Here is a 25,521-nt window from a genome sequence, read left to right on the forward strand (position 1 = left end):
TTTTACGTCAACTCCCTGTCTCCTTAACTCCCTATCTCCAATTCCCTTCTCCGCCGCACCCCCCAACGCCGTCCTTCATCGAGTAGCAGCAGACCCACAGCAAAGGGCCAGGCAAGGAGGAATTCACCAAGAGTCAGCGCCGTCGTGCCGAACCAGGGATGGAGCATCGGCACATACACAACGGCCGCAGCGAGGAGGAGTTCGACAGCGATGCCGAGGAGCAGCCAGCGATTGGAAAAAAGTCCCTGCTGGCAAAGGGATTGGCGGCTGGTCTTGCTGATCAAACCATTTGCCACTTGGCAAAGGATGATCGCCACGAAGAAGGCGGTGACCGCCTTGAGGTAGAGGGGGTCACTCCCGGTCAGACTTTTCCCCCACTCCCAGCCCCCTGAGTAGAGGACGGTAAAATAAGCATAGAAACCGGCCGCCGACTCGATAATCCCGAAGAGGCCGTAGGCAAGGAACATCAACTTCGGGCCGACCAGATGCTCGCTGCGGCTGCGCGGCGGCAGCTTCATGATATCCGACTCTGCCGGCTCCGAACCGAGAGCGATGGCCGGGAGCATGTCGGTGCCGAGGTCGATGGCGAGAATCAGGATGACGGTGAGCGGCAGCGGGATGCCGAGGAGGAGAAAGGCGAGAAAGGGGGTGATCTCCGGCACGTTACTGGTGAGGATATAGGAGGTTGCCTTGCGCAGATTGGCAAAGATCGTTCGCCCTTCCCGCACCGCCGGTAACAAGGTGGCGAAGTTGTCGTCGAGGAGGATCATGTCCGCCGCTTCCCGGGCAACGTCGGTACCGGAAAGTCCCATGGCGACGCCGATATCGGCCTGTTTGAGGGCCGGCGCATCGTTGACCCCGTCGCCGGTGACTGCCACCACTTCACCGCGGCGTTGCAGTGCCTGGACGATGCGCAGTTTCTGCTCCGGCGAGGTGCGGGCAAAGATCACTTCCGGTTGTTCCAGTTCCCAGTCGAGGTGGGCTTCCCGCATGGTACGCAATACTTCACCGGTGATCATGGTCGGTTTGTCGCTGGTGACAATGCCGACCTGGCGGCCAATAGCCGCCGCCGTCGTCTGATAGTCACCGGTGACCATGATCACCCGCACCCCGGCGCTGCGCAGCGCCGCCACTGCCGCCGGCACTTCGGGGCGGGGCGGATCGAAGAGACCGGCGAGACCGATGAAGGTATAACCCCCCGCCGGCAGCGCTTCGGCACTCCACTCGTCCAGCGCCTCCACCTCTCGCCAGGCAAAGAGGAGGACGCGCTCGCCACGCCGTGCCAGCTCTTCATAGGCGCGCAGATAGGCCTGGCGGTGGTCGGTCGTGAAAGGTTGCCGGGCGCCATTGATGAGGATGCTGTCGCAACGGGCAATCGCCACGTCCGGCGCCCCCTTGAGGCAGGCGATTGTACTCTCCCCGACTTGATTGATCGTCACCATCTCCTTGGTGGCGGCGGAGAAGGGTTCTTCAAAGAGGCGGGGAGCGGCAGCGCGCAGGGCGACAAGATCATGAAAACGACGGGCAAAATCGAGCAGCGCTGTCTCGGTCGGATCACCAGTAAAAGTCCCATCCGCTGTAATCCGCGCATTGTTGCAGAGGATGGCAACGCGCAAAAATCCTTCCAGCTCCTCCTTCGCAAAAGCGGTATCGGCTTCGCTGTGGATGCATTCATTGAGAAAGAGGCGTTGCAGGGTCATGCGATTGGCGGTGAGGGTGCCGGTCTTGTCGGTGCAGATCACCGTGGTACAGCCGAGGGTCTCCACCGATTGCAGGTTGCGAATCAGAGCCTTCTTCCCGGCCATCCGCCGGGCAGCGATGGAGAGGCAGAGGGTCACCGTCGTCAACATCCCCTCCGGAACATTGGCGACGATGATGCCGATCGCGAAGACCAGTTTTGTCCAGAAGGGGGTATCGACCCAGAGCAGGCTGAGGGCGAAGACGAGGATCCCCATACTTACGGCGATACTCGTGACGATATGGGTAAACCGGCGGATCTCGCGATGAATCGGTACTTCGCGAACTGCCAGGGTCTCGGTAAGCTCGGCGGTGCGGCCGATCTGGCTCTTCATCGCCGTGGCAAATACGATCCCCGTGCCGCTGCCGGCCATAACCACCGTCCCGGAGAAGACGACGTTACGACTCTCCAGGAGGTTACGGTCAGTGGGGTTGACGGTGCGCAGCTGCGGTTCCGACTCACCGGTCAGGGAGGAGTTGTCGACCTTGAGACCTGCAACCCGGAGGAGGCGGGCATCGGCGGGAACCTGATCCCCTTCGTCCAAAAGGAGGAGGTCGCCGCGCACCACTTCGCTGGCGGGGATGTCGAGCTGCTGACCGTCACGCACCACCTTGGCGCGATGCGGCAGCATGCCGCGAAAGCTCGCCATGATCGTTTCGGCTTTGTGCTCCTGCCAGTAGCTGAAGATGCCGTTGAGGAGGACGACACCGATCAGGGCAATGGCGATAGCCAGACTCCCCTGGCCGGGCGCGACGTATTCTGAGATCAGCGAGAGAACGGCGCCACTCCACAGGAGGAGGGCAAAGAGGTTGGTGAGCTGGCGGAGGAATTTGATGAATTCCGGCGTCTGCGGGCGCTGGGTCAGGCTGTTCGGTCCGTCGCGCCCCAGTCGTGCAGCGGCTTCGGAACGACTCAGACCTTGCTCGGCATGACTGTGCAGGCGACGGACGAACTCTTCGATGGGGACCTGATGCATACAGCCTCCGGCTGCGACCGGCGGAACCGGCCGCTTCCCCTCAACTTTATCGCACTTTCCCTCAACAGCAATTGCCGGTTGTTTCTTTTGATTTTCTTTGACAGAGGAAGAGGAATTCGACAAGTATTAAAAAATGAAGTACGGTCAGTGTCTGCAGTTGTAAAACTTTGCCCCTTTATTATGCACAACAGGAAATCTATGAATAATGAACAAAACCCGGCCGCAGAGGCACTTAAGAAGAGGGAAGAATGGCACCGTTCCATTCTCCAGGCCGCCATGGACGGTTTCTGGATGGTCGGCCCGGATGGTCGACTGCTGGAAGTCAATAATGCCTATTGCCGGATGAGCGGGTACAGCGAGCCGGAACTGTTGGCGATGCGTATTCCCGACCTGGAGGTTTTTCTTGAAACAGGGGAGCAGGTCACTGACCACATGGCCAACATCATAGAACAGGGTCAGGCTCGCTTTGTAACCCGGCACCGCCGCAAAGACGGGAGCATTTTTGCTGTCGAAGTCAGTGCCCAGCACTACGCCGGCGAAGAGGGTCGGGTTTTCGTTTTTCTGCGCGACATCACCGAACAAAAGTGCGTGAATGAAGCCGAACTGGCGCTGCAGCAGGAGCGGGAACTTTATGAAGACCTGGTCAATACCCTGCCAGCGGGCGCTTATCGTTTGCGCGCCAGGACCCCTGGTGAATGGCGGGCAGAAACATGGCAGACGATGGCGCTTGCGCAGTATTCTTTGGATTTTGCCAGCGACCGTTTTTGCGCCATCCTGGGCATCACGCATGAAGCGCTCGCAGCCAACCTCGGTGTCATTACCGACTTGATCCACCCTGATGAAAAAGACGATTTTAACGAGAAAAATGCACAGGCGATGACCGATTTTAACCCTTTTGTCTGGGACGGGAGAATTGTCAGCAACCAACAGACCCGGTGGGTGCATCTTGAATCATTGCCCCGCGTGATCGATCCCGAGACGGTTCTTTGGACCGGGGTTGTTTATGACATCACCGAGCTCAAGCAGGCGGAGAAAGAAAAGGAGCAATTTTACAAATTTTTTCAGACCTCTGCGGATTTGATGTGTCTGGCCGACCCCCGTGGCTATTTCCTGAAAACAAATCCTGCCTTCAGTGAGACGCTCGGCTATACAGAAGCAGAACTGGTGGCGAAGCCGATCGTTGAATTCATTCATCCTGACGACAGGCAGGCGACTCTTGACGAAATTGCCCGGCAACTGCAGACGGGCTTTACCCGTAGTTTTAGAAACCGCTATCTTTGCAAGGATGGTTCGGTCAAGTGGCTGTCGTGGCGGGTCAATTACGGTAAAACTGAAGGCATTTCCTATGCCACCGCCCGCGACATTACCGATAAGAAGCGGGCGGAGGAGGCGTTGCACGAGCGCGAGGAGCAGCTTCGGGTGATCTTCGACACTTCCCAGGCCGGGATTATTCAGGTTGATCCCCAAGGGACGATCCTCTTTGCCAACAACCGCATGGCGGAAATGTTCGGCATGCCGCTCGGGCAGTTGATCGGCAGCTCCTATCCTGAGCATCTCTTTACAACGGAACAACAGACCGGCAATGCCCTTATGGGGCAACTGATCCGCGGAGATGTTCAGGAGGTGGCGGTCGAACGTCATTATCTGCGGGCGGACGGCAGTGATTTCTGGGGTTTTCTCTCCGGAAAACGTCTCGTAAATCCGGATGGTTCATTAAAAGCCCTGGTCGGGATTATTGCCGACCTGACCGAGCAAAAAAAACTGCAGGAACAACTCACCCAGGCCCAGAAGATGGAATCGGTGGGACGACTGGCGGGCGGTGTAGCCCATGACTTCAACAACATGCTGAACGTGATCCTCGGCCATGCGGAACTGGCCCGGATGAAGGAGGTTCTCACCCCGCCACTACGCGAGCATCTTGAGCAGATACAGAAAGCCGCCGAACGTTCCGCCGATATTGTCCGTCAACTTCTCACCTTTGCCCGCAAACAGACCGTGACGCCCAAGGTGCTCGACCTGAATGAAACCGTCGACAGCATGCTCAAGATGCTCAGGCGGCTGATCGGCGAGGAGATCGATCTGGTCTGGCGGCCCGAAAGAGAGCTGTGGCCGATCCGGATGGACTCCTCGCAGATCGACCAGCTCCTGGCCAATCTCTGCATCAATGCCCGGGACGCCATCACCGGCGTCGGCAGAATCACCATTGAAACCGGAAACAAAATCTTTGATGCCGCCTTTTGCTCCAGACATAATGGTTATGTTGTCGGGGAGTATGTCGTGCTCACCGTCAGTGACGACGGGAGCGGTATGGACAAAGAGACCCGCCAGCATATTTTTGAACCGTTTTTCACGACCAAAGAAGTGGGACAAGGCACCGGACTCGGGCTGGCCATGGTCTACGGCATCATCAAGCAGAATGCCGGATTCATCGACGTCTACAGTGAGCCGGATCAAGGCACGAGCTTCAAAATCTACCTGCCCCGCTGTCCGGGCGAGGAGGAATCGGCTGAGACGGCCCGACCGCCGGAACCGGCCGCACGCGGCCAGGAGACCGTGCTGTTGGTTGAAGATGAACCGGTCATTCTCGATCTGGGCAAGGAGTTACTGGAAATGCAGGGGTATCGGGTGCTGACGGCCGCTACGCCGGGCAAAGCCATCCGTCTGGCCGAGGAGCACTGCGGCGAGATTCATCTGTTGCTGACCGACGTCATCATGCCGGAAATGAACGGTCGGGAACTGGCCCAAAAACTCCTCTCTCTTTATCCCGGCCTCAAGTGCCTGTTCATGTCGGGCTACACGGCCGACATCATTGCCCACCACGGCGTGCTGGATGAAGGGGTACACTTTCTTCAAAAGCCGTTCTCATTAGATGCCCTGGCGGCCAAGGTGCGCGAGGCATTGGATCAGTGACGCTGATGTTAGCCCTTCAGGAGCTTTGCAATTGACCGTCAAGCAGCAACAATTCAACGCCGCTATGGCGCGCTTCAATCGCGGCCGGGGTTATGTGGGGTTTGGCTGGCTGGTCGCCACCGTCAATATCAGCTTGCAACTCTACCTGCTGGTGAACGTCTGGCCGCTGGGCGTTGGCCCACTGCAGCAGGGACTGGTGCTGATCGTCGCCTGGTTTGTCACCGACTTCGTTAACGGTCTCATCCATATGGTCATGGATAACTACGACGACTACGAATCACTGGTCGGGCCGCTGATCGCCAACTTTCACCTCCACCACAAGATCCCTCAGTACCGCAAGAATCCGCTGCCGGTCGTCTACTTCCTCGAATCGGGAGCGAAAGTCTGGCTGATCGGCTATCTCTCCCTGGTCGCACTGGCACTGCCGTTGTTGCAATCGACGCCGTTCCTCGCCTGGCTGCTGGTCTACGTCGGAATTTTTTCCTGTGTGGCCGAAGTTTCCCACTATCTCTGTCACAGCTCCATGTCCCCGCTCGCCTGCCGCCTCGGCAACTACGGCATCCTTCTCGGCAAGCGCCACCACGCCCGCCACCACCTGCACAACAACGTCAGCTACGCCTTTCTCAACGGCCTCACCGACCCTCTCATCGACCCCATCGCCCGGCGCCTTTATCCCGGGTACAAGTTCACCACCGATTTCCACTTTGCCGCCTACACTCCGCCCGACCTGGAGAGACGATGACATTTCCCTCCCCCTTTTCCCCTTGCCAGCGGCCAGCGATACAGGTAGGTTACGGCAAAAATCCCCCTCACCCGGCCTGCAGCCACCCTCTCCCTCATGGAGAAGGTGCCCCGAAGGGGCGAATGAGGGGGGAAAGTTTGAATCACGGCAAATCTTAATCGTCAGTTGCTAAAGGAAGATCGCATGGAAGAATTTGCTCTCGCCGGCCACGAATTTATCGAGCTGCACAAACTGTTGAAGGTCACTTCCGTCGCCTTGAGTGGCGGCGAGGCCAAAGTGATGGTCGCCGAGGGACTGGTGACGGTCGATGGCGTCGTGGAATTGCGCAAGCGTTGTAAAATCCATTCGGGGCAGACCGTCGAATGCAACGGCACGACGATCACAGTGGTGGCTTAAGTGAGCGAAGAGGTGACTCCGGCGCCCGATGCCCTGTTGCGACTGGTACGGACGAAGATGCCCTTTGGCCGCTATGCCGGCACCGCCCTGGTCGATCTCCCCGAGCCGTATGTGGTCTGGCTGGCCGGACAGGAACTCCCGGCCGGGGAACTCGGTCGTATGTTGATGGAAGTCTACGAAATCAAGGTTAATGGTCTTGAATACCTCTTCAAATCGATCCCCCGCTGAACTCCCCTGGCAGGCCGGCACGACGCCGCTGATGCTCGCCCCGCTGCAGGGGGTGACTAACCGCGCCCTGCGCGCCTGCTTTATCGATTGCGTCCGCCCTGATGTCGTTTTTACCGAATTCATGCAGGCGCGCAATCAGGGAGCCAAAGCCCTTTCGGCTGCGGATCGCCGTGAGGCCGGCGCGATGCATGGCGATGTCCCTCTCGTTGCCCAGCTTATCGGTCACCGTCCCGAGGTTCTGGTATTGGCGGCACAGACGGCGCAGGCTGCCGGTGCTCGCCATCTCAACTTCAATCTCGGCTGCCCCTTTGGCCGTCATACCACCGGCCTCAGTGGCGGCGCCCTCCTCAGCCGCCCCGAACTCCTCCCCGAGATCCTCTTCGCCCTGCGCGCGGCGATTCACGGCAGCTTCTCGATCAAGCTGCGCGCCGGCTATGATGATCTCGAACAGATCTTTTCTCTCCTCCCCCTCTTCGAAGCCGCGCAGGTCGACTTCCTGATCCTCCACCCCCGCACCGTTGTGCAGAAGTATGGCGGGAGTGCCGACCACGCTGTCACCGCCAGGGTGGTGCAAAGCACCGTCCTGCCGGTCATCGCTAACGGCGATATTGTCTCGGCGGCGCAGGGGCGGCAGATTCTTGCCGCCAGCAATGCTGACGGTTTGATGCTCGGCCGCGGCGCCATCGCTGACCCCCATCTCTTTAGTCGTCTGCGAGGGGTGGCGCCGGAGGAACCGTCGGAGGGGGAATTACTCCGGGAGTTTGCCGACTACCTCGGCGATCTGCTGACGCGCTATGAGTCCCTCTTCTGCGGCGAGCAGCAGATCCTCGCCAAGCTCAAGGAGGTGCCGGCTTTTGTGACAGACTCACGCCTCCTTCCTCTGGCGCAGCAGCTGCGCCGTACCCGCACCCTGCAGGATTTCCGCGCACTTTTATTGCCCCGGTAATTGCGCTGTTCGCACCGAAGAGAATTTTTTAATATTAGTCGGTCCCAGCTTGACACCACCTGAAAAAACAGATATTTATGAGAAAAATTAAAGAACGATCGAGCACCGTCGCAAAACCAGAGCAATCTGGTGACGCAAAGCCACGGGTCCTGAATAAGGATGGCCGGGTTGCCTGCCGCACGCAGCCCCGCTTACCCCTTCGGATAAAGCCCACTTCTTTTTCAAGAGTGGGCTTTATTTTCTTGTGCGCCCCCGTTCTCTTGGAGGCGGCATGCCAGAGGGTGGCAACTTAAGGGATGTTCTTCAAGCAGCGGAGTGCCCCCTGACAAGGATCTTCAGATGATTGTAAAAATAAAGAATAAGATGACTCTGGCGGTTTCGGCCCTGGTTTTCTCGCTGATGTTTGTTACGGCCTGGTCCTCTCTGCTCTACTTTGAACGCGAGATCAAGGCGAGTGTGACGCGGCAGCAGTATGCTCTGGTTTCGTCAACAGCCCACGCGATAGAAAGGAGTCTCCTTGAAAGCCAGTCCATGACCCAGTCTCTGGCCAAACTGATCACACCGGAGATGCTGGCGTCCCCGGAGAAGGCGCAGGAATTTCTCGATAAGCGATTTTATGTCCAGAAACACTTCAGTAACAGCCTGTTCCTGTTCGCCCCTTCCGGCCGGCTCATTGCCGCTTATCCCTCCAGGGTAAACTTTATCGGCGCGGATTTCTCCTTTCGTGACTACCTGAAAAAGACGCTTAAAACAGGGCTTCCCCAGATTTCCGATCCCTTTCTTTCCCGTCAGAAACCCTCTGTTCCGATCCTCATGTTCACCGCCCCGGTGCGCGATGCCGCCGGCCAAATTCAGGCAGTCTTAGGCGGGGCGGTCGATCTCTCCAGTCAGGATACGTTTAATTCTCTGGGACAAAAGATGGAGGGACAGGGCTATTTTCACCTGTATAGCAAGAACAACAGGACCTTCATTGCCCATCATGACCAGAGCCAGATCCTCGAACAGGTCGCTGTCGGGACGAATCCGCTCTTTGATCAAGCTGTCGCCGGTTTTGAGGGGACGGTAGAGGGGACCACAACCTGCGGCCTTGAGGCTCTCATCTCGACGGTTCAGCTCAAAACGGTCGACTGGGTTCTGGAAGCCGGTTACCCCCTGGAAGTGGCATATGCCCCGCTTGCCAAGGCAAAGCGTTACTTCATTATCGGCGGCGGGGCCGCGGTTCTGGCAACTCTGTTCCTTGTCCGCTTCCTCATGTCCTTCATGCTTGCGCCGCTATTGAGGTTCACCCGACAGGTGAGAGAAATGACGGAACCGGAAGCACCCCGCCTGCCGGTACAAATCGCTTCACGCGACGAAGTCGGCTTGCTGGCGGAAGCATTTAACCGCATGCTGGTCGAGATCAATCATGAGAAAGCCGCCCTGCGGGAGCAGTTGAGCTTCTCCCGATCCCTGATGAATACCATCCCCATTCCGGTCTGCTACAAGGATGCCCAGGGGAGCTATCTCGGCTGCAACAGCGCTTTCGAAAGTTTTATGGCGATCAAGCAGGAAGAACTGGTCGGCAAATGTCTTCACGAAATAATGCCAAGAGAAGTGGCTGATACCTTTATGGCATCGGAGCAGAAGGTTCTGTCGGAAGAGGGGATTCACCTCTCCGAAGGCTCCTTTTTTGCCGCGGATGGTTTTCGCCATCATGTCCTGTTTTATAAGACGGCCCTTACCGGTCCTGACGGCTTGCCGACAGGCTCCATCGGCGCCATGCTCGATATAACCGAACAAAAGAAGAGCCAAGCACTTCTTCAGGAGATAGCCGGCACGGTCTCCAGCGCGGTCGGTACATTGTTCTTCCACTCCATGGTTCACTTTCTCGCAGAAACGTTGCGCGCAGATTTTGTCTTTATCAGCAGGATCGTTCCGGAGCGACCGGAGATGGCGGAGACCCTGGCAGTCTTTGACCACGGTGCCCCCGGCGGAAACTTCTGCTACCCCTTGCAGTGGACCGCCTGTGATTATGAGGTTGATTCCGGGAGCGTTTTCCCCTTCCGATGGATGCGCGATATCTATCCGGATAATCCTTGTTTTTCGGAGATGAATATTGAAAATTGTATCGGCAGCACGATAACGGATACTTCCGATAATGTGATCGGCTTCCTGTTTATTCTCAGCGCCAAGCCCTTGAAAAATGTCGTACTGGCAGAGTCACTGCTGAAGATCTTTGTCAGTCGGGCCGGGGCGGAATTGCAGAGAGTCAGCGCTGAGGCAGAACTATTGAAATCGTATGATTTCTGCCTCAGCCTCTTTGAAGAGTTTCCGGCGCTGATCTGGCGCTCCGGGCTCGATGCCCGCTGTAACTATTTCAACGGTACCTGGCTGAGATTTGCCGGACGATCCCTGGAGGAGGAGCTTGGCGATGGGTGGATCGAGCGGGTCCATCCCGATGATCGGGAGGGCTTAAAATCGATGTATTTTTCGGCCTTTGCCGAGCGTCGGGAATTCCAGACGGAATATCGGCTGCGTCGTCTCGACGGTGAATACCGCTGGTTTATGAGCATCGGGCGGCCGTTTAACGGTCTGGACGACCGGTTTGCCGGCTATATCGGCGCCTGTTTCGACCGGACGGACGAAAAACTGACAGAGGACGGACTCTGGACCATGTCTGGAGCCATAGAACAGAATCCCTCGGCCATCCTGATCACCGATGCCAAAGGAATTGTCCGCTATGCCAACCGGAAATATTGCGACCTGACCAGCTTCGACCTTGATCATGTCATCGGATATGACCTGACCGCGGTGACCAGTGTGATGCCGGAACTCGGTGAACTGCTGGTGGCAGCAGTCACTTCCGGGCGGGAAAATCAGGGAGAATTTTTGGGGAGAAAGGGCGCGGATGATGAATATTGTGCTGTGGCCCGCACCTCGCCGATCATTAACAGCAAGGGAGAAATCAGTCATTTTTGCCTGACGATGGAAGATGTTACCGAGCGGAAAAGGCTCGAAAACCAGCTTCGGCATTCCCAGAAGATGGAGGCGGTCGGAACGCTGGCGGGGGGCGTTGCCCACGACTTCAACAACATCCTGACGGCCATCATGGGCTACGGCGAGTTGATCAAGCTCAAAGCCGCGGCGGACAGCCCGATACGTCCTCCTCTGCAGAAACTCCTGGCCGCGGCAGACCGGGCTGCCACCCTGACCCGGAATCTGCTGACCTACAGCCGGAAGCAACCCCTTACCACGCTGTCGGTCGATGTCAATGTCATTGTCAATAATGTCGCTAGCTTGCTGGCACGATTGCTGCGCGAAGATATCGAGTTCGTCCTTTTCCCCGCTGAATATCCCCTGACAATCGAAGCCGACAGCTCACAGATCGAGCAGGTCCTGATGAATCTGGCGACCAATGCCCGCGATGCCATGCCGGAGGGAGGGATTCTCCAGATTCGTACCAGCCGTGCCAATCTGGACACAGTGTTTATCAAGGCCCATGGTTACGGAGAAGAAGGACCCTATGCCCGGATTACCGTTTCGGATAATGGCCAAGGCATGGATGACACGGTTAAGACAAAGATCTTTGAGCCGTTCTTCACCACCAAGGAGGTCGATAAGGGGACCGGCCTGGGACTCTCGATTGTCTACGGCATCATCAAGCAGCATAAAGGTTTTATCAATGTCTACAGTGAGCCGGGGAAAGGAACCACCTTTACCATCTGCCTGCCTCTTAGCAATCAACGGGTGGAGGAGTGTGCCGCGGAGATGGCAGCCCCCTTTGTCTGCACCGGCGATGAAACCCTGCTACTGGTAGAGGATGATGAGGCCATAAGGGGCATGCTGTGTGAGGTTCTCATGCAAAATGGCTATACGGTGATCGAGGCAAGCGACGGCGTGGATGGGGTGCAGAAGTTTCGCGACTATCCCGAAAGAATCGCCATGGTCATTCTTGATGTCGTGATGCCAAAAAAGAACGGCCGGGCTGCTTACGATGAAATCCTGAAGATCCGCCCCGGCACAAAGGCTCTCTTTATGAGCGGTTATACCGCCGATATGCTGGGCGCCGAAAACATGCTGGAGGAAGGGCTCAACTTCATCTCCAAGCCAATTTTGATCGACAATCTGCTCAGAAAAATCCGGGAGGTACTTGCAGCATGACAAAAATAAGCCGGTCCAAAATTCTTTTTGTCGATGATGATAGTTATCTGCTCGACAGCATCTCCGAACTTCTCGAATGCAATGGATACGATGTCATTTCCTGCCGTAATGGTAGGGATGCATTCGAACAATTTCTCTCCGCACCGGTGGATGTTGTTCTGACGGACATCAACATGCCGATCATGACCGGGATAGAGCTTCTTGAAAAAATTCAGGCTGTTGACCAGGAAACACCGGTCCTTTTGACAACCGGTTTTGCTGAACTGAACATGGCGGTTGACGCTATAAAAATGGGGGCCTTCGACTTCATCCTTAAACCGTACCAGTTGCCTTACCTGCTTCATTCTCTCGAAAAAGGAATCAGCAGTAAAAGAATGAAGCAGGTAGAGAAAGATTATCGGATTGAGCTGGAAACGACCGTCAGGCAGCGGACGCAGGAGCTCACGACTGCACTGCAACAGGTAACACAGATGAGCAAGGTCATCATTGAGCGGTTGACTGCGGCTGCGGAGCTCCGCGACGAAGATACCGGTCTGCATATTTCGAGAATCGGTATTTACTCCAATATCCTTGCCCGGGCGCTCGGCATGCCCGAGGAATTCATTGAATCAATCACTCTCGCCAGTGCCATGCATGACGTCGGAAAGATCGGGATCCCAGATGCCATTCTCCTTAAGCCTGGCCCGCTGACTGCCGAGGAATTCGAGATCATCAAGACTCACACCACAATAGGGGCAAAAATTATCGGTGGAACCTCCTTCCCGGTCCTGCAGATGGCCACAGAGATTACCTTGACTCATCACGAGCGATGGGCCGGCACCGGCTACCCGCAGGGTCTGCGTGGCGAGGAGATTCCCATGGCAGGGAGAATCGTCATGCTTGCTGATCAATATGATGCCCTGCGCAATTCGCGCCCGTACAAGCCTGCTTTTGACCACGACAAGACCTTTCGAATCATTAGTGAAGGAGACGGAAGAACCATGCCGGGACATTTCGACCCCCGTGTTTTGCAGGCATTCATTTCCAGCGCGGCTTTCTTTGAAGCAACCTACAACGCCGAAATAGATTCTCATGCGGGATAACCGGAGAATTTGAAGGCATTTAAACCACTCCGTGGTAAAGTTTTTGTGTGAAAACCAACGGTTGTCCGGGGAGGTCAGGATGAAGGTCTTTGTTACGGGTGGGAGTGGTTTTGTCGGCATGGAAATCATTCGTCAACTGCTGGCGGCGGGGCATGAAGTGCGCGCGTTGGTGCACAGCAAGTCAGCCACTTCCTCCGATCCGCAGCTGGAGATCTGGCCGGGGGACGCAACCCGGTCCGAGACATTAAAGGGGGCGCTGGCGGGGTGCGAAGCGGTGATCCATCTCATCGGCATCATTCGTGAATTCCCGGACAAGCAGGTGACCTTCCAGCGCTTGCACATCGACGCCACCCGCAATATCCTTGCCGCTGCCGGGGAGCAGGGGATCAAACGTTATCTGCATATGAGTTCTAACGGCACCCGCCCGGACAGCGTGGCCGAGTACCACAAAAGCAAATGGGCCGCCGAAGAACTGGTACGCGCTGCCGGCCTTGCTACCACCATCTTCCGCCCGTCGGTGATCTTCGGTCCCGGCGATGCCTTTGTTAATATGCTCGCTACCATCATCCGTCGCACCCCGATCGTGCCGGTGATCGGCGATGGTGAATACCAGATGACGCCGGTGGCGGTCGGTAATGTCGCGACCGGTTTTGTCCGCGCCCTGACTCAGCCCGAAAGTAGCGGTGAAATTTATCACTGCGGCGGCCCGCAGACCCTGACCTATAACGAACTCCTCGATACGATCGCCCGTGTCCTCGGGCGCAACGGAATCACCCGCATTCACCAGCCCGTCCTGATGATGCGCAGCCTCTCCAATCTCCTCGAAAAGATGAGCTTCTTCCCCATCACCAGCGGCCAGTTGACGATGCTCCTTGAGGGCAATGTCTGCGATCCGCAGCCCTGGGCGCAAACCTTCCGCATCGAATTGACCCCCTTTGAAGAAGGGATACGCCGCTATCTGCATTAGGTGGAAGCGTAATCGGGTTGCCTCTTTTTTCAGCGGCAGCGGCGCATTTTATTGCAGGGGCGGGATGTGCAGAAATGGGATTTTATTGTAACCGTCAGATTTTAATGTAAATTTTTCTCGGCACAACAATTGAAATTACCTCTTCGTCGGCAATGGCGCCGCGCCCCAGACGAGGAGGTCTAGATAATGGAGAGTTCAGTTCAATCCCTGACGCACGCTGGTGATGTGCTCTTTTTGCTCCTTGGCGCCATCATGGTTTTTGCCATGCACGCCGGTTTTGCTTTTCTTGAAGTCGGTACGGTTCGGAAGAAGAACCAGACCAACGCCTTTGTCAAGATCCTCACCGACTGGTCGGTCTCGACCGTCGTCTATTTTGCCATCGGTTTTCCCCTCGCTTACGGTATCAACCACTTCGTGCCGATTTCGACCCTCCTTGGCGAGACGCAGGGGTACGATCTGGTGCGCTTCTTCTTCCTCCTTTGCTTTGCCGCCTGTATCCCGGCGATTATCTCCGGCGGTATTGCCGAGCGCGCCCGCTTCTGGCCGCAGGTGATTGCCGGGGCGATCTTTGCCGGACTGACTTACCCCCTCTTTGAGTCGCTGATCTGGGGACAGAACTCCTCGGGTCTGCAAGGCTTCTTTACGGCAACCTTTGGCGCCCCCTTTCATGACTTTGCCGGCAGCGTTGTCGTCCACTCGATGGGCGGCTGGCTGGCTCTGCCGGCGGTCCTCATCCTCGGTCCGCGCATGGGGCGCTTTGTGCGCGGCAAGAGCCAGCCGATTCCGATCAGCAGCATCCCCTTTCTTGCGCTGGGCAGCTGGATTCTTGCCATCGGCTGGTTCGGTTTTAATGTCATGAGCGCGCAGAGTCTGGGCGGGATCTCCGGTCTGGTCGCGGTCAATTCCCTCCTGGCCATGGTCGGCGGCGTCCTCTTCGCCCTGGTCGCCGGCAAGAATGATCCCGGTTTTATCCATAACGGCGCCCTTGCCGGCCTCATCGCCATCTGTGCCGGCTCGGACATTGTTCATCCGGTCGGGGCCTTCTTTGTCGGCGGTATCGGCTCGTTGATCTTTGTCTATGGTTTTCAGTGGGAGCAGGAGAAGTTGAAGATTGACGATGTCCTCGGTGTCTGGCCGCTGCACGGCATGATCGGTAGCTGGGGCGGTATTGCCGCCGGCATCTTCGGTCTGCCGGCCCTGGGCGGCCTCGGCGGTGTGAGTTTTCTGTCCCAGTTGAGCGGCACTGTGCTGGCAATTATTTATGCCCTTGTCACCGGCGTCCTCGTCTATTGGACTCTCAATAAGACGATGGGGCTGCGGCTCACTCAGGAAGAGGAATTCCGTGGCAGCGACCTTTCCGTGCACAATATTCATGCTTATCCCGAGGAGACGGTCAAGTAGCGAAGCCCGGAGGCTGGAGATAAAAACAGGGTCCGCTTGCAGCCGCAAGCGGACCCTGTTTTTATTGGTGGGGTAGCGATTCCCTGTCTTGTTCGTAGATTTTGTCAAAGTCATCCTTGATCTCGTTGAAGATCGCCAGAATTTCCGGATCAAAGTGTTGCGGCGCAGTGCGTCCATCTCCGTGCAGGATGATCCGGCAGGTCGCGGCATGATCGATGGCCTCTTTGTAGATGCGCGGGTTGCGAAGGGCATCGTACTGATCGGCCAGGATAACAATGCGCCCGACCAAGGGGATCTCTTCACCGCGCAGTCCCCTGGGGTAGCCGCTGCCATCCCAGCGTTCGTGATGGGTGGCGGCAATTTTAGCCCCCATCTGCAGGATCCGGTGGGAAGAGCCGCTGAGGATGCGTTCACCGATGCTGGTATGTTCCCTGACCGCCGCGAATTCGTCGTCACTCAGCTTCCCCGGCTTGAGCAGGATTGAATCGGCAATACCGATTTTGCCGATGTCGTGCATGCTGCTGGCGATGGCAATCGCTGCGATGAATTCATCGTCCATTCCCAGAGCTTCGGCGATCCGCCGGGCATAGGCACTGATACGGTTGATATGGAGTCCGGTCTCGGCGTCGCGCATCTCGACGGCAGAGGTCAGGCGTTTGATAATCTCATGACTTAAGCGGGTAATCTCGCCGAGGGCGTCATTCAGTTCGGCAGTACGCCGGGCAACGGTCTGTTCCAACTCGCTTTTGTAATGTGTCTCAATCTGGGTGAGGCGCTTGTAGTTAACCCCTTTTTCAATAGCGTTGAGCAGGGCGGGGGGGCGATAGGGTTTGATGATGAAGTCGAACGCCCCTTTTTGAATCGCTTTAACGGCGACATCCAGGTCGGCGTATGCGGTCATGAGCAAAACCGGGGTGGAGTTGTCAAGAAAACGAATCTTTTCTAAAAGTTCAATGCCGTCCATCTCCGGCATATTGATGTCGGTGAGGACCAGGTCGACCGGCTCGCGGACAAACTCTTTGACTGCATCCTGACCGCTGGCAAAGGGGTGGACAATAAAGCCGTATTCGCGCAGGAGTGCGGTGACGCTCTCCAGGACAAAACGGTCATCGTCGACAATAAAGATTTTTCCCGCTGTTTTACTTGCCGGCATGCATCACCTCGCGAATCTTCATCAATAAATCCTTGGGCGTAAATGGTTTCGACAAAAAGTTCATATCGTTTGCCACTCCTCCCTGTAGCTCGACCTTTTCGTCATCGTAGCCGCTGCAGAAAAGGGCCTTGATTGTTGGGTCGATACGGCGTACGGCATCATAGACTTCGCGCCCCTTGAGTTTTGGCATCATCACATCAAGCAGGAGCAGATCGATATTTTCGCGGTGCCGATGGTAAAGGTCGATGGCTTCCTGGCCGTCGCGGGCAGCGAGGACGACATAGCCGAATTCTTCGAGAACATCCTGCATCATGAAGCGAGCGGTGTCGCTGTCTTCGGCCAACAGGATGATCGCCCGCTCGTTTCTCTTGTCCTCTTCCATTGTCGGTAGAGGGACAAGCCTTTCCGGGGCGGCAGTAACCAGCGGGAAGTAGATCTCGAAGGTCGTGCCGCTGCCGATAGTGCTGCGGCAGATGATATAGCCGTGATGTTTTTTGATGATGCCGTAGACGATGGAGAGACCGAGGCCGGTTCCCTTGCCGACTTCTTTGGTGGTGTAGAAGGGCTCGAAGATTCGTTTGATAATCTCCTGATCCATCCCCTGACCATTGTCGGTAAAGTTGAGCAGGGCATAATCACCCGGTTGTAAAAAACCATGCGCCTGAGCAGAAGCGGGATCAAGAGTAAGGGCGGTGGTGGTGATGACAATTTCCCCTCCCGCGGGGAGAGCATCGCGGGCATTGGTTGTCAGATTCATCAGGACCTGTTCGATCTCGACACTGTCGGCTACGATCGGCAAAGTGCACGAGGTGGATTCAAGCCGCAGGGAGAGGTCTTCGCTGATTAGACGGCTCAGCAATTGTTCGATCCGCTTGGGAACCTCATTTAAATCGATAACACGGGGATTGGAGACCTGCTTGCGGCTGAAGGCGAGGAGCCCCTGGGTCAGTCTGGCGCCGCGCTCAGCGGTCTCCATGATCTGTTCGGCACTCTTCTTCAGGGGACTGTTGGCCGGCAGTTTGATGTGCATGATGCTGGCGTAACCGATGACTGCCGTCAGGATATTGTTGAAGTCGTGAGCGACGCCACCGGCGAGTTGGCCGATGGCATCCATCTTCTGCGCGTGGCGTAACTGCCCCTCGAGTTCCTTGCGCTCGCTGATATCTTCCTTGATGGCGATGAAGTGGGTAATCGTCCCGGCTTCGTCCCGGATCGGTGCAATCAGCGCTTCTTCCCAGTAAAGCTCACCGTTCTTTTTGCGATTATGAAATTTCCCCCGCCATTCCCCCCCGGACAGAATCGTTTGCCATAATTCCTCATACGCTTTGCTGCTGGTCTCACCGGATTTAAGGAGGTTCGGGGTTTTGCCGACAAGGTCCTCCCGCGTGTAGCCGGTGAGGGAGGTGAAGTGCGGATTGACATACTCAATGATGCCGTTGCGATCGGTAATCAAAATAGAGACGGGACTCTGTTCGACCGCGACCGAGAGCTTGCGCAGGTGAGCTTCGTTCCTTTTGCGTTCGCTGATATCACGGGCGACGGCGAGGATGACTTTCTCCCCCTCAAAGAGAATCAGTCGGGCATTGACTTCGACCGGCAGGGGGAGGGCTCCCTTGCAGCGATGTTTGCTTTCAAAGCTTGCTGCGCCCTTGTCTATGACTTCGGCAATGCGCTCCGCCACGAAATGTCCCCTCTCGGTGGCGTCAAATGCTGTCATCGGTTGGCCGATCATTTCCCCATGGCTGAAGCCGTAACGCAGGCAGGCTTCGTCATTGGCAACGAGGATGATCCCGTTGCTATCGACAATAAAAATGGCATCACTGGCTTCTTCAAAGAAGAGCCGGAACTTCTCTTCGCTGGCAAAGAGAGCTGCTTCCGCCTCTTTCCACAGGGTAATATCGAGAAAGCTGCCGCGCACACCAACAAATTCGTTGTGCTTATTATAGACCGGACGACAGAGGTGATTGACCCAGCGAGTCTCGCCGTCGGCGGTGACGATGCGGAATTCCTGAGGTATGCCGAATTCCTGTGTATTCGCGCGCAGACAGTGCTGCTCCCAGCTCGAAAGGTCAAGGGGGTGGATCATGCGATTCAAGAGGTCGGGGTGTGAATAAAAATCGGTGCAGGGATAGCCGGTCAAATTTTGGCAACTCGGTGAAACGTAGTGCATGCGTTGACGATCCGGCGCAATCCAGAAGACCATCTCCGCGGAGGCGTCGACAACGGTGCGATACAGGACTTCGCGACTGGCGAGCTCGTCCTGCTGGCGATCGACTTCCTTGATCAGGGCGTTGAAAGCGGCACCGAGAATCGCGAGCTCATCTTCTCCCTTCACCGGAAAGATCCGGTCATTTCCAGTTTTTTGCGCAAGGGTTTTAACATGCTCAGTCAATTGTACGATCGGTGTGGTGAAGCCGTGCAGGTAGTGTCGGGTCACTCCGAAGGTTGAAATTAAAAGAATAAAGATGATCTGGAACTGATATCCGGAAATTGCCTGATGGATGTAATCCTGGAGCAGAGAGTCTATTAAAAAGAGGAGGATGCCTACGGCGAGAGTGATCGCCAATGGAAAGAGGATGGTGAGCCTTGTTTTCAGGGTCAAGCGGGGAAAGAACATTTTTTAGCCGTTTCATGGTGAATTTAATCTTTACTATAACACAGTTCTAAAATTATTCAGAAGATATATTTTCTGTATTCCCTGGGGCAAAAGAATGAAAGTGTGTCAATATTTGATTTAATTCTCCGGGCAACGCGTGTATTCTTGCGCCACATTGGTTGCCTGCTTGCAAGTGTGATGAATCAGCCCCTGCCAGGAAAGGAATGCCCATGCTCCAACTCAACGATTCCGGACTGTTCCGCCAGTCATGTTTGATCAACGGCCAGTGGGTCGCAGCCGAGAATGGTCAAACGATTCCAGTGACCAATCCTGCCACCGGCGCTGTTCTCGGCACTGTCCCCAGACTCGGGGCCAATGAGACGCGTCAGGCCATCCTTGCTGCCAACGCTGCTTATCCGGCCTGGCGGGCAAAGACTGCCAAAGAGCGTTCTAAAATACTCCGTCGCTGGTACGAACTGATGCTCGAACATCGTGAAGATCTGGCGATCATTCTCACCGCCGAGCAGGGCAAGCCCTTGGCGGAGGCGCGGGGCGAGATCGACTATGCCGCTGCCTATTTCGAGTGGTTTGCCGAAGAAGCCAAGCGCATTTACGGCGATGTCATCCCCCCTTCCGCGGCTGACAAGCGTATCGTCGTCCTCAAGGAACCGGTCGGCGTCTGCGCGGCGATTACCCCCTGGAATTTCCCATCGGCGATGATTACCCGCAAGGCCGGGGCGGCCCTGGCGGCTGGCTGTCCGATGATTGTCAAGCCGGCAAGTGCCACCCCCTATTCTGCCCTGGCTCTGGCGGAGCTGGCGAATCGCGCCGGGATTCCGGCCGGTGTCTTTAATGTCGTCACCGGTTCTGCGAGCGCCATCGGCGGCGAACTGACCGCCAATCCGATCGTGCGCAAGCTGACCTTTACCGGCTCGACGGAGATCGGCAAGGAGCTCATGGCGCAGTCGGCGGCGACGATGAAGAAGCTGTCGATGGAGCTCGGCGGCAATGCCCCCTTTATCGTCTTTGATGATGCTGATGTCGATGCGGCGGTAACCGGGGCGATCGCCTCCAAGTATCGCAACACCGGCCAGACCTGCGTCTGCACCAATCGTTTTCTCGTGCAGGACGGAATTTACGACACCTTTGCCGCCAAGCTGGCGACGGCAGTCAGCGCCCTGCGGGTCGGCGACGGGCTTCAGGGGGTGACGGAACAAGGACCTCTCATCGACGCCGAGTCAGTAGCCAAGGTCGAGGAACATATCGCCGACGCTGTCGCCAAAGGCGCGAAGATCCTCTGTGGCGGTGCGCGGCATGAACTCGGGGGAAATTTCTTTGCGCCGACCATTCTCGTCGATGTCACGGCGGCGATGGCGGTGGCGCGGGAAGAGACCTTCGGGCCGGTCGCTCCCCTCTTCCGTTTTAAGACGGAAGAGGAAGCGATTGTTTTAGCGAACGACACTGAATTTGGTCTGGCCGCCTACTTCTATAGTCGCGACAATGCCCGGGTGTGGCGGGTCGCCGAAGCGATCGAGGCGGGAATGGTCGGGATCAACACCGGCCTTATCTCTAACGAAACCGCTCCCTTTGGCGGGGTCAAGCAGTCCGGGAACGGCCGCGAGGGTTCGAAATACGGTCTTGACGATTTTCTCGAAATCAAATATCTCTGCATCGGTGGTATTTGATAGGTTGATGGTAGGGGCGCCCCTTGTGGGTGCCCTGCTTTTTTGTGCGCCCACCAGGGGTACCCCTACAAAATAATCTGGAACATACCCTTTTAATGGATATCTATCGCCAGGAAGATTTGCGTTTGCGCCGGCATCTGCCGGTACTCGCCTGCTGGTCGGCGGGTGGCTTCAGCCATCAGGCCCGGGGGATTATTCACGCGCTCGACAGTCGCACGGTGACGGTCAAACTCCTTGAAGGGCCTGGCAATCGCGGTCAATATGCCCGCGGCGCGCTCCTCGTCCTGCCGCGTTTTGCTGATCAGACGGCCTGGAGTTCGACTCTCTGTGTTCGACTCTGTCCGGAGCGGTCCCGCCGGACCCGTTAGTCCTTTTTCGCATAATTCTTTTGTCATCTTCCGCCCATCCCTGCTATTATCCCCCCCTTTGCGTCGACAACTTAAAATTCTGAAGGGAGATGTATGAGTTCTCAGCATGCATCCGAATCGACCCTGGGCGGCATGATCAAGGCTCTCGGTCTGGTCTTTGGCGATATCGGCACCAGCCCGATCTATACGCTCACCGTCATCTTCGTCCTCACCAAGCCGACCCTGGTCAATGTCTACGGCATCCTCTCCCTGGTCTTCTGGACCATGACCATCCTCGTCACCATGGAGTATGCCTGGCTCGCCATGAGTCTCGATAAGCGCGGTCAGGGCGGCGAGATCGTGCTGCGTGAAATTATTAATGAAATTTTCAAGAAGGGACGAGTGATCGGCTTTGCCGGCTTCCTCTCCATCCTCGGCGTTTCGCTCCTTCTTGGCGACGGGGTCATCACGCCGGCGATCAGTATCCTCTCGGCGGTCGAAGGGATGCTCCTCATTCCTGCTCTCTCCGGGATGAAGACCGGGATGCTGGTCACCATCGCCGCCCTTATCGCCATGACCCTCTTTCTCTTTCAGTCGAAGGGGACGGATCGCATGGCTGCCATCTTCGGTCCGATCATGCTCTTTTATTTCGGCGCTCTCCTCCTCTCCGGGCTGATTTCGGTGGTGAGCATGCCGGAGATCATCCGCGCCATCAACCCTCTTTATGCTATCGACTTCTTTCGCCATAACGGCCTCGCCTCTTATGTGGTCCTCTCCGAGGTCATCCTCTGCGCCACCGGTGGCGAAGCCCTTTATGCCGACATGGGGCATATCGGCAAAAAACCGATTATCCGCGCCTGGTTCTTTGTCTTCTTCGCCCTCTTTATTAATTACCTCGGGCAGGGGGTCTTCCTTCTGCAACATCCCGACACCCGGAATATCCTCTTCGGGATGGTGCAAGCGCAATCGGCCCTCCTTTACATTCCTTTTCTCCTCTTAACCATCTGCGCGACGATCATCGCTTCGCAGGCGATCATCAGCGGTGTCTTTTCCATTGTCTATCAGGGGATTACCACCCGCTTGATGCCGCTGATGAAGGTCGATTACACCTCGACGCACATCCAGTCGCAGATTTATATCGGCGCCGTGAACTGGATGCTGATGTGTGCCGTCATCTTCGTCATGTTCTTCTTCCAGAAGTCGGAAAATCTTGCCGCCGCGTACGGTATGGCGGTCACCGGTTCGATGACGATTACCGCGATTATGATGATCCTGGTCTTCGTCAAAGCCAATAAGTGGAAAGTTCCGCTGGTGATCCTCATTGCCTGCATCGATCTGGTCTACTTTATCTCGACCTTCTCCAAATTCACGCACGGGGCTTACTGGTCGCTGATCCTCGCCGCCATCCCCTTTGTGACCATTCTTATCTACACCAATGGCCAAAAACGCTTGTACCGCGCTCTTTATCCTCTCGATATGGAGACTTTTCTGACCTCTTACCAACAGATCTATGCGGCCGGCCACATTCGCGGCTGCGCCCTCTTCTTCACCAAAGGACTGGATGTCGTCCCCCCTTATGCCGTGCACACCATCCTCAAATCGAACATCGTCTATGAGCGCAATGTCTTTATCTCGGTGATGCGCACCGATGATCCCTTTGGCCAGGAGGTGCAACTCACGGAGGGGATTTCTACGGGTCTCGATTTTCTTGATATTCATGCCGGATATATGGCGGTCGTCGATATCGAGAAGATTCTCAAGGAACACGCCATCCGTGAAAAGATCATCTTCTACGGCATCGAAGAGATCCATACCAATAACCCCATCTGGCGGGTCTTCTCGCTGCTGAAGAAGATCACCCCCAACTTTGTCCAGTTCAACAAGCTCCCGGCCGGGCGCATGCACGGCGTCGCCACCCGGGTCGAGATGTAGAAGGGACGGCAGGGTTCCCTATGCGCCGATTGATCATTAATGCCGATGACCTCGGCTCCGGAAGCGAACGGGACCGGGGCATCTTCGCGAGTTTTACCGAAGGGATCGTCACCAGCGCTACGCTCCTTGCCACCGGACCGACCTTTGCCAGCGCCGCCGTAACGGCCCGAAAACTCGATCTGCCGCTCGGGGTGCACCTTAATCTCTCGGACGGCATGCCGCTGCGCGGCGCCATCCCCGGTCTCTGTACGGTGGACGGGGCCTTCCCCGGCAAGGCAGGCCTGCGCCGGTTTCTCTCTGCGGAGGAGGTCGATTCCACCCTTCTGTACCGCGAACTGGCGGCACAGATTGAGAAGGTCCTCGCTGCCGGCATCATCCCGGACCATCTCGACGCCCACCAGCACTTCTTCCTTTTTCCTGCTGTCACCGCCGTTATCCTTGCCCTGGCGGCAGATTACACCATTCCTGCCCTGCGTCTTCCTCTGCCTGCTGAGCCGCCTGCTGCCGACCCCGGCGGTGAACTCGGCGCGGAGATGACCCTGTATCGTCGCCTGGCCCCCGCCTTTGTTGAGCAGGTGCGGGGTCGGGGGGTGGTCACCCCCGAGGGTCTCTTCGGCATGCCGCTCCTCGGTCGTCTCAACCTGCAGACCCTCGGCGAAACGTTACAGCACATCCCCGCGGGAAACTGGGAGTTAATGGTGCATCCCGGTTTTCCGGACATGCAATCCCCCTTTTCCGGGACAGGGCGACAGGAGGAGCTTGCTGCTCTTATCTCACCGTCCATCGCTGTTTTTCTGCGTCGCTGCGGTATCACCCCGATCAGCTTCCGGGAACTGTCATGCGCATTCTGATCGTCCTCCCCCGTCAGGAGCGCGCGACCGGCAACGAGGTGACCGCCGCCCGGCATTGCGCCGGGCTCCTCGCCCTTGGCCATGAGGTTGCCCTGGAACGGGTCACCCCCGCCGATGGTGCACGCTTGCGCGCCGCCGCGCGTGCCTTTGCCCCCGATGTCGTTCATCTCCTCCACGCTTATCGCAGCGGCCGTCCCTGGTTGGAGGCCGAACTCGGGAACCTCCCTTGTCTCGTGACCCTCACCGGCACCGACATCAATGCTGGTATCGAGACCCTTGAGGAAGGGCCGATCATCAATCGCGTCCTGGCCACCGCCGGGAAGATCATCACCCAGAATCCCCTGACCGCTGTGCGTCTGCGCCACGAGTTTCCCCTCCTGGCCGACAAGATCGCGTATCTGTCGGCGGGGATAGTTCTCGGCAGCGCGCCGTCCCCTGTGAACCGCGACGAGTTGGTGCCGCCGGAGGTCACCCTCTTCCTTCACCCTGCCGGGATCCGTCCGGTCAAGGGGAACCGGGCGCTCCTTGACCTTTTCGACCCCCTGGCGGCGGAAGGCCTTCCTTTCGCTGTCGCTTTCTGCGGTCCCACCCCTGACACCACCTATAGTGCTGATTTCTTTGCTGCTATGGCGCACCGCTCCTGGGCCCGTTATCTCGGCGTTATCCCCCCCGCGGCCATGCCCGCCACCCTGCGACAGGTCGACATCGTTCTCAATAATTCACAGAGTGAAGGACTCCCCAATATCCTGCTCGAAGCTGATTCCCTCGGGGTGCCGATGCTGGTCAGGGACATCCCCGGCAATGCCGCCGTTGTTAAAGAGGGCGTCAACGGGCTCCTTTATCACGATGCGGCTTCTTTTGCCCGCCAGGCCCGTGCCCTCATGACCGATCCGTCCCTGCGCCAACGCCTGTCCCGTCCTTGTCTCGGGTGCCATGCCCCGGCAGTGGAGACGGAGAGTCTCGTCGCTCTCTATGAAGAGGTCGTCGCCAGCGGAAAAGATCGACTGACTGCCATCCGTTAATTTGAATTCAGGAGAAGGAGGGTTGCGTATGGCGAAAGGTTATCAGGCAAACAAAGAACACCAGGAAGAGATCAGCCTCTTTGGCAAGGCGATCGGCAAACGCGCCGGTTTCAAATGTGAGTGGCGCGGCAGTAAGGAGGAGTTGCGGATCTGGGATTATCGGCCGGAGGCTGACCCGGAGCTGGCGACCCTCGCCCTTCTCTGTCAACGCTGTCGGGGCTGGGCTGTGGGGCAAAAGGCCATTGCCAACGAGCTGCACGATATCCGCAACGCCCTGTGGAGTGATATCACGGCAGTGGCGGAAGGGGCCGCGCGCGTTCTGGCGCAGTGCCGGGAGGTGTGGGCGAGAGAAGCGATTGAGGAGAGTTTCATCGATGACGCCCTCAAGGCGGAGCTCTTGAAATAGGGA

17 protein-coding genes, 3 pseudogenes and 1 riboswitch are annotated in these 25,521 nt (G+C 57.0%); of the genes and pseudogenes, 17 read left to right on the plus strand and 3 right to left on the minus strand.

Annotated features, from left to right (window positions below):
• Positions 1-23 precede the first annotated feature (23 nt).
• Entirely contained in the window at positions 24-2,714 is a 2,691-nt protein-coding gene (locus CVU69_06260; GenBank protein ID PKN12636.1) for a haloacid dehalogenase, read from the minus strand.
• Between CVU69_06260 and CVU69_06265 the strand changes: the two are divergent.
• The 11 genes and pseudogenes from CVU69_06265 to CVU69_06315 all read left to right on the plus strand — a co-directional run bounded on the left by CVU69_06265 (position 2,667) and on the right by CVU69_06315 (position 15,526).
• Positions 2,667-3,311, plus strand: a pseudogene (locus CVU69_06265) (hypothetical protein). The gene CVU69_06260 and the pseudogene CVU69_06265 sit on opposite strands and share 48 nt — an antisense overlap.
• 123 nt (positions 3,312-3,434) lie before the next feature.
• Positions 3,435-4,109 (plus strand): annotated as a pseudogene (locus CVU69_06270) (hypothetical protein).
• Between the two features lie 33 nt (positions 4,110-4,142).
• Positions 4,143-5,624: pseudogene (locus tag CVU69_06275) on the plus strand (hypothetical protein).
• Positions 5,584-6,366, plus strand: coding sequence for a hypothetical protein (locus CVU69_06280; protein PKN12637.1), 783 nt, complete (start codon positions 5,584-5,586; stop codon positions 6,364-6,366). The pseudogene CVU69_06275 and the gene CVU69_06280 overlap by 41 nt, the downstream one beginning before the upstream one ends.
• A 183-nt stretch (positions 6,367-6,549) precedes the next feature.
• Positions 6,550-6,762 carry an RNA-binding protein gene (locus CVU69_06285; GenBank protein ID PKN12638.1) on the plus strand — a complete coding sequence of 71 codons (213 nt, stop codon included), beginning with the start codon at positions 6,550-6,552 and terminating at the stop codon, positions 6,760-6,762.
• Between the two features lie 12 nt (positions 6,763-6,774).
• Complete coding sequence (locus CVU69_06290) at positions 6,775-6,990, plus strand: hypothetical protein (GenBank protein PKN12707.1); 216 nt, start codon at positions 6,775-6,777, stop codon at positions 6,988-6,990.
• A 31-nt stretch (positions 6,991-7,021) separates the two neighbouring features.
• On the plus strand, positions 7,022-7,936 hold the full coding sequence (locus CVU69_06295) for a dihydrouridine synthase (GenBank protein ID PKN12639.1): 915 nt from the start codon (positions 7,022-7,024) through the stop codon (positions 7,934-7,936).
• A 99-nt stretch (positions 7,937-8,035) separates the two neighbouring features.
• Positions 8,036-8,112: riboswitch (cyclic di-GMP riboswitch) on the plus strand.
• 163 nt (positions 8,113-8,275) lie between these two features.
• Positions 8,276-12,076: a hypothetical protein gene (locus tag CVU69_06300; GenBank protein PKN12640.1), complete on the plus strand. Its 3,801-nt coding sequence runs from the start codon at positions 8,276-8,278 to the stop codon at positions 12,074-12,076.
• Positions 12,073-13,158 (plus strand): two-component system response regulator, encoded by a 1,086-nt coding sequence (locus CVU69_06305; GenBank protein ID PKN12641.1) that lies wholly within the window; start codon positions 12,073-12,075, stop codon positions 13,156-13,158. Before CVU69_06300 ends, CVU69_06305 begins: the two co-directional genes overlap by 4 nt.
• Before the next feature lie 79 nt (positions 13,159-13,237).
• Positions 13,238-14,125, plus strand: coding sequence for an NAD-dependent dehydratase (locus CVU69_06310; protein PKN12642.1), 888 nt, complete (start codon positions 13,238-13,240; stop codon positions 14,123-14,125).
• 186 nt (positions 14,126-14,311) lie between these two features.
• Entirely contained in the window at positions 14,312-15,526 is a 1,215-nt protein-coding gene (locus tag CVU69_06315; protein ID PKN12643.1) for an ammonium transporter, read from the plus strand.
• Positions 15,527-15,587: 61 nt separating this feature from the next.
• Here the strand turns inward: CVU69_06315 and CVU69_06320 are convergent, their stop codons facing one another.
• Positions 15,588-16,679 (minus strand): two-component system response regulator, encoded by a 1,092-nt coding sequence (locus CVU69_06320; GenBank protein PKN12644.1) that lies wholly within the window; start codon positions 16,677-16,679, stop codon positions 15,588-15,590.
• Positions 16,666-19,296: a hypothetical protein gene (locus tag CVU69_06325; GenBank protein PKN12645.1), complete on the minus strand. Its 2,631-nt coding sequence runs from the start codon at positions 19,294-19,296 to the stop codon at positions 16,666-16,668. The genes CVU69_06320 and CVU69_06325 overlap by 14 nt, the downstream gene beginning before the upstream one ends.
• A gap of 209 nt (positions 19,297-19,505) precedes the next feature.
• Here CVU69_06325 and CVU69_06330 point away from each other — a divergent pair, with 209 nt between their 5' ends.
• From CVU69_06330 to CVU69_06355, 6 genes are all read left to right on the plus strand, one after another.
• Complete coding sequence (locus CVU69_06330) at positions 19,506-20,960, plus strand: succinate-semialdehyde dehydrogenase I (protein ID PKN12646.1); 1,455 nt, start codon at positions 19,506-19,508, stop codon at positions 20,958-20,960.
• Positions 20,961-21,055: 95 nt separating this feature from the next.
• Positions 21,056-21,328 (plus strand): hypothetical protein, encoded by a 273-nt coding sequence (locus CVU69_06335; protein ID PKN12647.1) that lies wholly within the window; start codon positions 21,056-21,058, stop codon positions 21,326-21,328.
• A 93-nt stretch (positions 21,329-21,421) separates the two neighbouring features.
• Positions 21,422-23,239: a potassium transporter Kup gene (locus CVU69_06340; GenBank protein PKN12648.1), complete on the plus strand. Its 1,818-nt coding sequence runs from the start codon at positions 21,422-21,424 to the stop codon at positions 23,237-23,239.
• Positions 23,240-23,259: 20 nt separating this feature from the next.
• Positions 23,260-24,090: a hypothetical protein gene (locus tag CVU69_06345; GenBank protein PKN12649.1), complete on the plus strand. Its 831-nt coding sequence runs from the start codon at positions 23,260-23,262 to the stop codon at positions 24,088-24,090.
• Entirely contained in the window at positions 24,078-25,112 is a 1,035-nt protein-coding gene (locus CVU69_06350) for a hypothetical protein (GenBank protein PKN12650.1), read from the plus strand. Before CVU69_06345 ends, CVU69_06350 begins: the two co-directional genes overlap by 13 nt.
• A gap of 28 nt (positions 25,113-25,140) precedes the next feature.
• Positions 25,141-25,518: a hypothetical protein gene (locus CVU69_06355; GenBank protein ID PKN12651.1), complete on the plus strand. Its 378-nt coding sequence runs from the start codon at positions 25,141-25,143 to the stop codon at positions 25,516-25,518.
• Positions 25,519-25,521: the final 3 nt, after the last annotated feature.

The organism is Deltaproteobacteria bacterium HGW-Deltaproteobacteria-4, from assembly GCA_002841765.1.
GTDB lineage: Bacteria > Desulfobacterota > Desulfuromonadia > Desulfuromonadales > UBA2197 > UBA2197.